The 12823-nt window shown below is 46.5% G+C and carries 13 protein-coding genes; 1 reads left to right on the top strand and 12 read right to left on the bottom strand.

Annotated elements, in window-relative coordinates:
- Nucleotides 1-891 precede the first annotated feature (891 nt).
- The 12 genes from tsaD to yyaC all read right to left on the bottom strand — a co-directional run bounded on the left by tsaD (nucleotide 892) and on the right by yyaC (nucleotide 12453).
- On the bottom strand, nucleotides 892-1935 hold the full coding sequence (tsaD, locus tag AC1DSE_RS17165) for a tRNA (adenosine(37)-N6)-threonylcarbamoyltransferase complex transferase subunit TsaD (RefSeq protein WP_441877589.1): 1044 nt from the start codon (nucleotides 1933-1935) through the stop codon (nucleotides 892-894).
- A 38-nt stretch (nucleotides 1936-1973) separates the two neighbouring features.
- A complete protein-coding gene (gene rimI / locus AC1DSE_RS17170) occupies nucleotides 1974-2462 on the bottom strand; it encodes a ribosomal protein S18-alanine N-acetyltransferase (protein WP_339207222.1) in 489 nt (162 codons plus the stop codon).
- Entirely contained in the window at nucleotides 2459-3277 is an 819-nt protein-coding gene (gene tsaB, locus AC1DSE_RS17175; RefSeq protein WP_441877377.1) for a tRNA (adenosine(37)-N6)-threonylcarbamoyltransferase complex dimerization subunit type 1 TsaB, read from the bottom strand. Before tsaB ends, rimI begins: the two co-directional genes overlap by 4 nt.
- Nucleotides 3274-3762: a tRNA (adenosine(37)-N6)-threonylcarbamoyltransferase complex ATPase subunit type 1 TsaE gene (gene tsaE, locus AC1DSE_RS17180; RefSeq protein WP_477512778.1), complete on the bottom strand. Its 489-nt coding sequence runs from the start codon at nucleotides 3760-3762 to the stop codon at nucleotides 3274-3276. The genes tsaB and tsaE overlap by 4 nt, the downstream gene beginning before the upstream one ends.
- Before the next feature lie 13 nt (nucleotides 3763-3775).
- Nucleotides 3776-4879, bottom strand: coding sequence for a thiamine-phosphate kinase (gene thiL, locus AC1DSE_RS17185; RefSeq protein WP_477512780.1), 1104 nt, complete (start codon nucleotides 4877-4879; stop codon nucleotides 3776-3778).
- Nucleotides 4880-4953: 74 nt separating this feature from the next.
- Complete coding sequence (locus AC1DSE_RS17190; RefSeq protein WP_076269656.1) at nucleotides 4954-5823, bottom strand: YitT family protein; 870 nt, start codon at nucleotides 5821-5823, stop codon at nucleotides 4954-4956.
- 201 nt (nucleotides 5824-6024) lie between these two features.
- A complete protein-coding gene (locus tag AC1DSE_RS17195; protein ID WP_441877386.1) occupies nucleotides 6025-7107 on the bottom strand; it encodes an HD-GYP domain-containing protein in 1083 nt (360 codons plus the stop codon).
- A gap of 121 nt (nucleotides 7108-7228) precedes the next feature.
- Entirely contained in the window at nucleotides 7229-8905 is a 1677-nt protein-coding gene (locus AC1DSE_RS17200) for a histidine kinase N-terminal 7TM domain-containing diguanylate cyclase (protein WP_256710986.1), read from the bottom strand.
- 124 nt (nucleotides 8906-9029) lie between these two features.
- Complete coding sequence (locus AC1DSE_RS17205) at nucleotides 9030-10217, bottom strand: class I SAM-dependent methyltransferase (protein WP_477512777.1); 1188 nt, start codon at nucleotides 10215-10217, stop codon at nucleotides 9030-9032.
- 53 nt (nucleotides 10218-10270) lie between these two features.
- Nucleotides 10271-10933, bottom strand: a complete 663-nt coding sequence (locus AC1DSE_RS17210) for a DUF6483 family protein (protein WP_441877392.1) — start codon at nucleotides 10931-10933, stop codon at nucleotides 10271-10273.
- A gap of 21 nt (nucleotides 10934-10954) precedes the next feature.
- Entirely contained in the window at nucleotides 10955-11818 is an 864-nt protein-coding gene (locus tag AC1DSE_RS17215) for an alpha/beta fold hydrolase (RefSeq protein WP_477512776.1), read from the bottom strand.
- 14 nt (nucleotides 11819-11832) lie between these two features.
- On the bottom strand, nucleotides 11833-12453 hold the full coding sequence (gene yyaC, locus AC1DSE_RS17220) for a spore protease YyaC (protein ID WP_477512775.1): 621 nt from the start codon (nucleotides 12451-12453) through the stop codon (nucleotides 11833-11835).
- 110 nt (nucleotides 12454-12563) lie between these two features.
- Between yyaC and AC1DSE_RS17225 the strand changes: the two genes are divergently transcribed.
- Nucleotides 12564-12791 carry a DUF1128 domain-containing protein gene (locus tag AC1DSE_RS17225; protein WP_441877401.1) on the top strand — a complete coding sequence of 76 codons (228 nt, stop codon included), beginning with the start codon at nucleotides 12564-12566 and terminating at the stop codon, nucleotides 12789-12791.
- The last annotated feature ends 32 nt before the right edge of the window (nucleotides 12792-12823 follow it).

Genomic DNA, 12823 nt, shown 5'->3' on the forward strand with positions numbered 1-12823 from the left:
CCTTGTAAGAGACGACGCGCTTACGCTGCCGTGGTACCACTCTAATTGACCGATTCTTGCTGCAGAAGCTTAAACAATGCTGCCTTGCAAAAAAGGCAATATTGAATAGCTTGCTGCGGGAACCGAGCCCGCTTAAATGCCCGATGACGGCGGCTAACCGTAACGTTGTAGACAAAAACTGTCTTTTATGACAGCTTGCTTCCCACGTTCCGCTCCCAGGCGAGATTCAAACCTCAGCTTCGACTGCGTCACACCACCCCGCAGCTCTCTGTACGATTTCAATTCGTTCATCTGCTTTTGATGAACATATCTTGAAATTCGTTTTGCCAGCCTACTGTTCTACTGCTCCTGTTCATTGCGTTTTTACTCTATATGGATTGTTGCTGCTCATTAAATCGTTAAATCCTTCACTTCAAGACAACAAGAAAAACCTGTCATCTCTTGAATCAAGAGACGACAGGTTATTATGACCCGCGCGGTACCACCCTTGTTGACACCCATACGTTCGCAAACGAGCAGGGACGCCCAACTTAAGCATATGGCCAACTCCGGATGTTGACTCACATGCACCCGATTACGGTGGTTAACCGTAACAATGTACCTGCATGGCTATCAGCATGAACTCATGCTGCCATCGTTTCCACTGTTCCGCTCCCAGGCGAGTTTCAAGCATCCTTCGACTGCGTTGCACCATCCCGCAGCTCTCTTGTGTCATAACGACGTATGAATGATGCACATTCATAGTGACGTTTCAGACATTCCCGGACAAGCTTTACTATTCCTGTTCTTTGCGTTTGTAACGTATGAAGTTGAAGTTTGAAGTATTGTTGCTTATTATATGCTCTAATAAATTGTCTGTCAATTCCAATTGAAAATATTTTTTATTAGCCCCTATTCAGCCAACGAATGTGGCATATTGCTCACTGACCAGCTCTCAAGCGATAAACCAGGGTCAGCTTTCATGTCAAGATCTGTGAATTGCGACCGTTTTAGCTTCAAATAAGCCGCTGCTCCAATCATTGCAGCATTATCTGTACACAGCGAATTCGGCGGTATAAGCAGAGGCACACGTTCTGACACGCACTTTGCACTTAAAGCTGCCCTCAAGCCCTTATTCGCTGCCACGCCGCCACAAAGCAGCAGCTGCTTCGCACCATATTGTTTGACTGCGCGCAGAGCTTTTGTGACGAGCACCTCAGTGACTGACTCTTGGAATCCGCGAGCAAGTGCCGCCTCATTCAGGACTAAACCTTTCATTCTCGTCTGATTAATAACCGCTAGTACTGCCGATTTCAAGCCGCTAAAGCTAAAATCATAGCTATCCGGTTCCAGCCATGCACGAGGCAAAGTAATCGATTCGTCTGCTTCGACTGCAAGCTTGTCGATATGCGGCCCTCCTGGGTAAGGCAAGTGCAGCGCACGCGCTACCTTGTCATATGCTTCACCGACTGCGTCATCCCTAGTACGGCCAACAACTTGGAAATCACCTTCACTTTTTAACAGCACTAACTCTGTATGGCCCCCCGAAACAACTAGCGCCATACATGGATATATAATGTCATGAACGAGCTCATTTGCATAAATATGACCTGCAATATGATGCGTACCGATCAATGGAATATCTAATGCCATAGACAGGCTTTTGGCCGCTACAATACCTACGAGCAAAGCCCCTACAAGACCGGGACCTTGTGTGACTGCGATAGCTGACATATCCTTTAGCGTCAGCCCTGATTCCTTGACAGCCTGTTCTATTATCAATGTAATCGACTCTACATGTTTACGCGATGCAATCTCGGGAACTACACCGCCATATCGTTCATGTATTTCAATTTGGCTGGACACGACATTCGATAAAATATGTTTTCCACCGCGAATAACCGCCGCTGACGTTTCGTCGCAGCTCGTTTCAATCGCCAAAACAAGATCATTCATTGGCTGTTCATTCACTGCCTGTTTCGATTGATTCACATTCATTGCTCCCTTACCTTCAACCGCTCTTTGTCTAGCTCAGCCCACATTATAAGCGCGTCTTCATTGTTGTCCGAGTAGTACCGCGGGCGTATGCCGGCAGGCTCAAAACCGTATTTCCGATAAAGGTTTTGCGCAATTTCATTGGAGGGACGAACCTCTAGCGTCATCTTTACCGCGCCAAAGAAAACTGCCGTCCGCTGCAGCTCATTAAGCAAGCAGTTTCCTAAACCTTGCCCGCGATAATCTGAGCGTACCGCAATATTCGTTACATGCGCTTCGTCCATAATAACCCACATGCCGCCGTAGCCTATTATTTGTTCCTCATATTCCATAATCATATAGCGAGCAAATAAGTTGTTCATGAGCTCATTCGTGAATGCTTCCACAGTCCATGGACTCGTAAAGGCTTCCTGTTCAATCGCAACGATAGCGGGTATGTCTGCCATAGTCATCGCTCGAAAAATGAGTTTGTTCACTTCTAATTTCATGCCTTAGCTTCACCTGCCTGCTTTGCCTTCCATACGACCTCAGCCTCAGTTAGCTGAGTGTAGTTAGGAATAAGAGTATGCGGATCTTCTATTAGACCTGACTGCAGTCTTTTGAGGCCAAGCTCTGCTATCCATTTGCCCTCTTGGATAAAGGGTTGAAGCTGAACGATAACGCCTGCTGCCTCGCCAATCTGCTTCAAGCGCATCGCGCTTTCTTCGTGAAGCGACAGGTCGCCGACAAGTGAGATGCTCCGTATGCTTCCAGCCGGCAAATTCGCTAATCGCTGCTCAAGCTGATCTACAAAATCCTTCATAATACGAACGCCATCATCCAGCCAGCGAGTCCATTCAGATGCATCCGTCATCAAGAAAGCCGATGTATACACCTGACCGCGCCTTGCATCCATAATCGGAAATACCCAATGCTCGCCATTATGCATTTTCTCCAGCTCCGCAATTCCGCTCACCTGCTGATGCCAAGCGCCATATGCTATGGCCTCCAAGCTGGACACGCTCACCAGCGGCTTGTTCCATACCCATGCCAACGTTTTTGCTACAGAGATCGCGATACGCATTCCTGTATATGATCCTGGTCCATTCCCAACCGCAATCGCCTCGATGTCCGTAGTAGCAAGGCCGCTTTTTCGCAGCATTTCTTGAATATGCGTCACAACGTGTACAGAATGGTTTCTTTCCGCTAACGTTTGAATTTCCGCAAGCACCTCATGACCGCTAACGATAGCAGCTGCCATCGACGCCGTGGACGTATCTAAAGCGAGTATCGGTCCCGTTTGATTTCTCTGCTCATTACTCATCTGTCTGCTCCTAACTTGCTTAAAGCTTCACACCAGCCTGCGTAAATTTCACCATAGCCGGTCAATTGTATGCGCCGTGCTTCATCGCCAAGATGCTCAATATACAGCTCCAACCTCTCAGTTGGCAGCAGCTCCTTGATCAAGCTAGCCCATTCCACAATCGTTACGCCATCGCCATAAAAATAATCATCCAAACCAAGCTCATCCGCTTCCTCCAGCGACAGCCTGTAGACATCCATATGATAAAAGGGAAGCTGATTCCCTTCATATTCTTTAATAATTGTAAAAGTCGGACTATTCACAATGCCTCTCACACCGATTGCGCCTGCAAAAGCTTGTGAAAATCTAGTTTTTCCCGCGCCCAGATCACCATCCAATGCAAGCAATGTACCTGGTTTTACCCAAGCTGCAAGCTGTTCGGCTAGCGTTACAGTGTTTTGTTCCGTTTGTGCCAGCCAAGTGGCATGGCTTATCTGTTGTTGCATGCTATTCACCCGTTCATGTCGAAAAATGATTATATCCGCGTTTCTTAAGCAAAACTCTCTTCTCCAAATGAGGCAGCGACTCTTTTTCCTTAAAAGCTTGATCATGTCGAATGAGCTCAACAGCGGGCTCACCCATCTCGGTTTCTCCAATAATAAAAAAAGGAATACCTTCTTGATGAAAAGCTGCTCGCATCGCTTCCGCATGTTCTGGTGCCATCGTGCCTAGCAAGACGTAATCTTCTCCGCCATACAGCATCCATTCCAGCGGATCTATTCCTGCACTTGAAGCGTAAGCGGCCAAGCTGCCGCTCTTTGGCAGAAGCTTCTCATAAAGCACGAGGCGAAGCCCCGACGCTTCAGCAATTTCCCATGCTTCGCTCGCCAGGCCGTCGCTTACATCATTAAGTGAACGACAGCTCCCATGCTCAAGCAGCAGCCTTCCCGCACGCACTGAAGGATTTGGCCGCTGATGCGCCTGCACTAGCAAACCTTCCCTACCCGCGCTGAAATCCGCGGGCTGCAGCACCACGCGCTCCTCCTCTGCAAGGAGCGCATGCAATCCCGCCGCCGACATGCCTACGGCGCCGGTCACAAACACTGCATCGCCCGGCTTTGCGCCCGAGCGACACAGCTCACGCCCTGCTTCCACGGTGCCAACCACCGTTACAGCGACAACCAAATGCTCCGGCGCCGACGTCGTATCGCCGCCTACAATGGCAACCCCGTAGCGCTCGGCGCACTCGTACAGCCCATCATACAACCTCCGCATTCGCTCCGGCGTATACGATGGCGGCACGCTGACCGAGACGAGCGCATGCAAAGGCACGCCTCCCATCGCGGCAATATCGCTAATGTTGGCGGCAAGCGCCTTATAGCCGACATCCTCGTCCCGCATCGTCGACGGCTTGAAGTGTACCGTCTCCACCATCGTGTCGACGGCCAGCAGTATCCGCTTTGGAGCAGCAATGCCATCCGCAGCAGAAGCGGGATCAACTACGGCGGTATCATCGCCTATCCCTATAACCACGCCGCGCTCGCGCTGCCAAGCACTTCCTTGCATGCCTGCCGTCCAATGATGAATACTCGCAAACTCATCCAAATTGCTGGTCTCCTTCATCTCAAAGCAAAAGTGGGCCGATCTGTGCAAGCCAAATCGGCCGCGCATTTCTTAGAAACTGACTACTACCATCATTAGTGAATATCCCGTTTCTTAAACCGTCCGCCCTTCACATCGTGAATATTGCCGACGGCAAGAAACGCCACAGGGTCAAGCTCATGAACAATCGACTTCATCTTCGCCTCTTCAAGCCGCGTAATGACACAAAAAATAACGCGTTTGCTGCCGCCAGTAAAGCCGCCTTCGCCATGCAGGTAAGTAACTCCGCGTCCTAAACGGCTCATAATCGCTGCGCCGATTTCCTTCGCTTCATCGCTAATGATCCACACCGCTTTGGATTCATCGAAGCCCTCGATCGTAATATCAATCAATTTATAAGCAATATAATACGCGATAAGCGAATACATCGCCCGATCCCAGCCAAACACGAAGCCTGCACTGCCGAGAATGAATAAGTTGAAAAACATAACGGTCTCGCCAACCGAAAGAGGAATACGCTTATTAAACACGATCGCAACAATTTCGGTACCATCGAGCGATCCGCCAAACCGAATAACCATGCCAACGCCAATGCCCAAAATGACACCGCCGAATATAGCAGCTAGAAAAGGCTCTACCGTAAGAGGCGGTACGGGATGAAGCAAAAACGTTCCTAGCGACATGACCGAAACGCCGTACAGCGTCGATATTGCAAAGGTTTTGCCGATTTGCTTGTAACCAAGGAACAAAAATGGAAGATTAAGAAGAAAGAGAAAAAGACCAAGCGGCACTTTCGTTAAATAGGAGGCCATGATCGATATGCCGACAATACCACCATCAATAATATGATTTGGTACTAGAAAGATTTCCAGCCCAACTGAGACGAGCGCAGCGCCTAGTGTAATAAACAGCACTCTTCGCAACACTTCGAGCTTGGACAGTTTGTGGTGCTGTAATGATCCCATAAATGTACGCACATCCCCCTATTAGCTCTATTTCTCATTATTTTACCTTAAAAAGTACCAGATATAAAGCAACTCTGTCATTATTGCAAAAAAAGAAACCTTCCACTTTAGCAGCAATTTGCCTCTAAGAGAAGGTTTCTATCCGTGTTTAATATTCAAGTAAGCGCGAAAGACATAGCGCCTATTTCCTACAAAAAATAATTACAACTCCTTTACGATTGTAATATGAAGCTCGTTCTTGAGCTCAATCTCATAAGGCGATGCCGGCATTGTGCCGTCTGGCTCCATAATAATTCGTATACGGGGACGATGGACAGCGAGCTCCGTATTTTCTGAAACGACACCAACTTGACCAGTGCTAAGCAAAAGCGAAGTCGAAACTGGATATATTGATATATGCCGACAGAACAGCTTAATCAAGTCCAGATCAAAAAAGGTGCCGCCGGCAGCAAATAAAAACTCAATCGCTTCGCTTGCCGTGTACCGTTTGCGATAAGGTCTTGGTGAAGTTAATGCATCAAAAGTGTCCGCTAATCCTACGATTTGAGCGTACATATGAATCTCACTTTCCTTGAGCCCGCGCGGGTAACCTGATCCGTTAAATCGTTCATGATGCTGAAGCGCGCAGTGTGCAGAAACGATAGATATATCGTGATACTTGCGTAATATATCGAACCCGTCCTTCGCATGGCTTTTGATGACTTCACGTTCCGCCAGCGATAAACCGCCGGTATGAGCCAGCAGCTTTGGCGGCACCTTTGTCATACCAATATCGAAGAGCAGCGCGCCAATGCCAAGCTCTTCAAGCTGATTGCGATTAAAGCCCTTTGCCATGCCCATAATGCCTGAAAGCACAGCCACGTTAAAGGAATGCTGAAATAAATAACCTTCCATGGCATGAATGCTCGTTAAATTAACCAGCATGTTTGGTCTTGAGGATAAATCCTGCATAATTTGGCCGAATACCGCCCGAAAATTGCGGCCCATATCCGGTGCGATCGTTCGCCCTTTTGTTACGGTCTGGTCTTTGAAGGAGTTCATCGTTTTGTAAATAGTATCGACCGCTTGCTTACGCGTTTCATCACGGATCGTATCTTCAGGAATCAGATCCTCCGTCAACCCATCCTCTATGAATAGAAAATCGATGCCTAAGTTCCGCAATCGATCGATGTAACGATCATTCAATTCAACCCCTTCTCCTAGAAGCACGTTGCCGTTTTCTTGAAAAATGGGTTTAGCCACCTTGTCTCCCGGCTTGACCATTCCAATCTGCGTTTTTCTCATTAGATTAGTTCCCGCCTTTGATAGTTTAGCGATTGTAACCGGATCAAATCCATTTTATCAGAACTATGTCCAACTGACTATGCAGCAAACACGAAAAAGCCTAAACATATTGTTCAGGCTGCTAGGCTAATTTTCGTTTAACAATCCGATTACGTCCATTATACTTGGCCTCATATAATGCGGCATCTGCCTGTGCAAGCAACTCTCTTAAGAAAGCTTTTGGATCTACTAAATCGGTTGGGTCAACATGTTCAATAGAGATTACGCCCATGCTTATCGTTACCGATACCGGCTCCTCAGAGGTTCCCGTGTTTATTTTATTTTGCTCAACCGATTCCATAAGAATCTCCGCTATCTGATCGGCTTGGTCTCGGTTGGTATGCGGCAAATACACCGTAAATTCTTCTCCGCCATAACGAGCTAATATATCCGTAAATCGCAGAACTCCTCTAACGGCATCAACCGTACCGCAAAGCACCTCATCACCAATTAAGTGGCCATATTTATCGTTAATCAATTTAAAATGATCGAGGTCAAATAAAAATATAGAGAAGGGTATGCCATAACGAATATTAGCAATCACTTCTTGCTCCAATTGATGGAGCAAGTAACGCCGATTATAGCAGCCGGTCAAACCGTCAGTAATCGCCATATGCTCAAGCTTCTTATTCGCTTGAAACAGCTCGTCCTGCATAATAAGCAGATCGCGATTTCGATCTTGAAGCAGCTCGTTCTGAACATTCGTTTCTTCGACTAGCAGGCGAAGCTCCGTCACATCTTGGAAGGTCAGTACTCTGCCTACCAATGTCTTCTTATTGTTCAATATAGGCGCAGACTGTACGATAATATGCCTATGCTTGTCATGCTGAATTGCAATTTCCATCTCAAGCCTGTCCATCGGACGCTTATTCTGCTCTTCAAAAAAAGCAGCAATATCTCTAGTAACCTCGCCTTTAAATTGCGGTCCTAGATGAGCGGAATTAAACTTGTCGCCAATGCGCAGCCTCAGAATCGGCTTTATTACTTTATTTACATCAATAATGATATCGTTCTCATCGAGCACGATAATACCCATCGACATCGTATTCATTACATCTCTTTGTACGGTTTGAATAATATCGAGTACTTTGTTCCGTCTAATGGCATGTACCAAATAAACAGCGGCAACAGCCATTCCTACTGAAATAAGCGGAATATATTGATTCATTTTTTCAATTAATAGAACATTGATAAATAAATCTGTTATAGCAAACGAAACGAGTACAAACATACCGTTTATTGCGGTTTTGATTAATGTGCGCTGCCGTACCGAATTTTCGCCGCGCAGCTTGTAGAACATAATAACAAAAGAAACGGTTACATAAACAATTAATTGCGTAATCATAATCCAGTACAACGGCCCTTGCTCTAGCTGCTTGAGCGGACTTAGCTGATCGTTAATTCGTAGAAACATGCCATTTGGGTTAATGATAACCACAGCTACAGAAATAAGCGCGGGCATCGCTAAAATGAACAACCGGCTCTTTCGTATAACATACGACTGGCCGGTGAGATATACGATGAATACGAACCATCCAATTCCAAGCAGAGAAAGCCCTACATACGATATGGAAACGTAAAATAGTCTAAAGAGCGCAGAAGTTGTCGTCTGGGACGCAAATTGAAAAAGCGTCCAACACATAAAAACGACATGCAAAGTCAAATACATACGATGCAAAATCGTAACGTTGCTGGAGGCAAACACGTAGAAAAACAAGCCGAGCAGCACTAGAAACATACTAAAGTCTAGCCAGATCATCCATTCCAATACGGTTCACCCATTCATTTGATAGCCATCTTCTTCCATTGTAGCAAATGTTAATACTATCGACAATTGCTTACCCTCAAAAAATTCAAAGTGTAACATTCGCCAATAAGCAATATTATTTGGAGATATGATTAGGCCATCGTTCGGAAAGCATATGCTCCAGCGACGGGGAAATGTTCAGAAACTGACGAAATTGCTCATACTCTTCCCATTTTTTCATAGAAAGCCCATGCTGCTCTGAACGGACCGCGCGAATGAGCAGATTTTTTGGCGTATGCTTTGGATCTACAAATTCCAGCATCGAAACCTTATACCCCAAAACCTCCAGCAAAGTTCCTCTTGCGGCATCCGTGGCGAGTGCGGAAAAACGCTCCTTCAGCAGGCCTTGAGAGAGTAACGGAGATAAAACATCACTCTTTACCTGCTTGAACAGCTCATGCTGGCAGCAAGGTACCGACATAATAACGGAGGCTCCCCAATTAACAGCTTTGGCAAGCGCAGCATCCGTAGCCGTGTCGCATGCATGCAGAGTGACAACCATATCAGCAGCTTGCAGCTCTTCATATTCAGCAATGTCACCTACGAGAAACTTAAGCTTGTCATAACCCAGCTTCTCCGCAAGTTCCGAACAGAAAGCAATGACATCGGCTTTCAAGTCAAGTCCAATAATGTTAATATTCCTCTTCTGCTCCACTGCAAGCAAATGGTAAAGCGCAAACGTTAAATAAGATTTGCCGCAGCCAAAATCAACGATCGTAATTTCCCTGTCCGTTGGCAAATACGCAAGCACATCCGTTACCATCTCTAGAAAACGATTGATTTGTCTGTATTTATCCTGTTTTTTGGCGTGGACAAGCCCTTCCTGCGTCATAATGCCAAGCTCAACAAGAAAAGGGGCCGCTTGACTCTCGGACAAAATACGCTGTTTCTGCCGATTATGCTGCAAATTCGCTTTGCTCGAATCACCAGTTGGCGGTTTCTTTAAAATAGCCGCTTTCCCTTTTTTGCTAAAGAGCAATTGAACGTCAGCCTCGTTCGTTTTTACAAGCGCCTGACGGTAGTTCTCCTGCAGCAAATCGATGACTCGCTCAGCCGCTTGCGGCTCAGCAACATTGTCATGCGTAACCTTGTTTGCAAAATGATATTCAAATTGATAAAACAAGCCGTTCTTCATCTCAATGGGACGAATGATTGTTTTAGGCGCTGCGGTTCCGTCCTTCCGCTTCGGCTGGCTAAGCGTAGCCTGCAGCAGCTCTTTGCCAGTGATCCATTTCGTAATTTCTTGCTGCCATTGTTCCGTCATGCTGTCCAATCACTCCTAAATCAGTTTTGAAGCTAAGCTCATTATACGTACGCTTATGCTATATCGTCTGTTTGCTGCTTGGCAAGGTCTTCAATTCCCTGCTCTATCTCCTCGCGCGGCAGCCCTCCCGCTTCAAGCCGTTCGTCTGGTTGTAACAATATTCGTTTATAGGCTGCTTCTGCTTCCTCGTTCGTCAGCGCGTTATCTTCAAGCAGCTCATGCATCATATTTTCAACAGCGTCATAACGCCCTTCTGCTTCAAGCCATTCCATTAACAAACGTTTCGTTGCTAGGGGCAATTCATAAGGCTTCAGCCGCTCAAGCAGCTCCTTTATTTGTTCGCGGGGCTCGGTAATCGTTGGTGCCGCATCTACTAGCGACAATCTTAGAAACAAATGCAGCGACTTCACATACGCGATGAAGCTCTCATCCTCGCGTCCCAAGTCGGCAGTCAATTCAGCTTCCTGCTTCATCAGAAGAGCGATGGCTTGCAAATGATCCGTTTCCAATATCCCGTTCGTCGTCATCATTTTCAGTAAGTCTTCATCCGAAAGGGAACGAATAAGCTTGCTGCTTAGCCTAAACTTTGTATCAAGAAGCTCATCGATGTAGAGCAAAGCCTCCTCGTGCTTGCGCTCTCGCCTCAAATTCATAATTTGACCGACTGCTTCTGTCATTTGCTCAATCATTCGCATGAAATAATCGCGCTGAAACATCTGGTTCCCCCTCTCGCCAATCTACTGCTGCTTATTCTTTACAAAGCTAAGAATAGCATTGATCAATTGCTTCGGCTCTTCGATCATTCCCATATGACCTGCGCTGCCAAGCTCCACTTTCACGGCCCAGCCGTTTGATGCTGCAAAAACACTTTCCACCGGAATAACCTTATCTGACACCCCTGCAACAAGAAGTACTGGCAGCTCAGATTGCTCGATTACCTGCGTCCGGTTTGGACGTGCCTTCATTCCTTTTGCTGTGCTGATTGCACCTTGCAGGGATGTGCCATAGCCTATTTTCTTTCCTTGCTCAACCTCAGCGGACAAAGCCTCCACATTATCGGGAGCAAACAGCTTAGGAATAAGACCATCAACGAATGTCTTCACGCCATCTTGCTCGAGAGCCGCTGCTGCTTTATCACGGTTTTCTTTGGCAGCGTCACTATCTGCTAGCGCTGTTGAATGGATCAGGCCAAAGCCAGAAAGCTTCTTCGCATATTTTTCAGCGAATGCAAGAGTAATATAGCCCCCTAAGGAATGCCCAAGCAATACTGCATTATGAATTTGCAGCTTGATAAGCAGCTCAGCAATATCCTCCGCATACAACTCCATCGTATAAACCTCATCACTTGGCGCAGAGCTTCTTCCATGCCCGCGTGCGTCTGGCGCAATGATACGTACAGATTGCTCTAGCCCATCCAAGATATGCTCCCAATAGGAAGAGCTTCCGCAGTAGCCATGCAGCAAAACGACAACCTCGCTAATGCCATCCGCCGCGCCTCCGTCATCCGGATGGGAATCATAATATGCAAGCTCCAATCCGTTATTCAAAAAAAGCTTACGCTGTGCGATTGAGTATACTTCTTTGCTATTTTCATTTGTCATTTGTTCATGCTCCTCTACACGGATGGAATTTGTAATGCTTGATTAACATATGACAAGCTATCCGAATGCTGGCCCCAAGCTGAATCTACCGCGCACGCGATCTCGCTTGCCATACGCATCACTTGGTAAAGTGAAGTCGTTTGCAGCATCCAGTAAGCCTTGGGTCCGTTAGCATTTACTACGCCTGCAATACTATAATGCCCAATTGCTGGAAGTCTGCGGCCGATTGCCTTTCCTGGCTCAAGCGGTCCTTCGTGCAAAATAAAACGGCCGATGGAGGTTGGTTTGCCAAGGCATGCATCAATGGCAATGACAACGTCATCTTTATGCAGCGACTGAGCGGCTTGCTGAACCGCATGCGCATCACATGGCTTGTCTAATGTTCCAATGACATTCGGCCAACCTCTCTCCTTAAGCATCGTTCCCACTAATGGACCAAGAGAGTCCCCTGTGGAACGATCACTGCCTATACATACAAATACAATGCCGCTGCGATTCATATACTTATTTGCAATGGCACAAAAAAAGGACTCCAATTCACTGCTCGTTAGCTGTTCCGTCGTATTGCACCTGCCCTGTCTTCGATTGCCAATCGTATCTTGTTCAATTGTATCCAATTTTATGATACTGTTCAATTTGTGGTCATTCTCGTTTGAAACATGTTACAATTGCAGCATTGCAAAACGTTCGAACAAGCCCATTTCCGAAGCCGAATTCGGCTCGCAAAAACTTTAGGAGGCACTCCATGACGAATTTAGACTTACAAACGCAAGAAAATGTAGCGTTTATGATTGAAGTTATCAAAACAAAGCTGAAAATGGCTTCCGCTGCAGCGATGCAGGCATCTAACTTTGATCTCAATAAATATGAGGATATAAAAGATCTGTACGAAGTAGTCGCTTCAAAAGAGAAATTCAGCATCAGCGAGGTAGAAGCGCTCGTTTCCGAGCTTGGAAAGCTGCGTTTGCAATAAACTATTTACAAACATAATATTCCAGTATCAGA

This window comes from Paenibacillus sp. 01L418 (assembly GCF_056400045.1).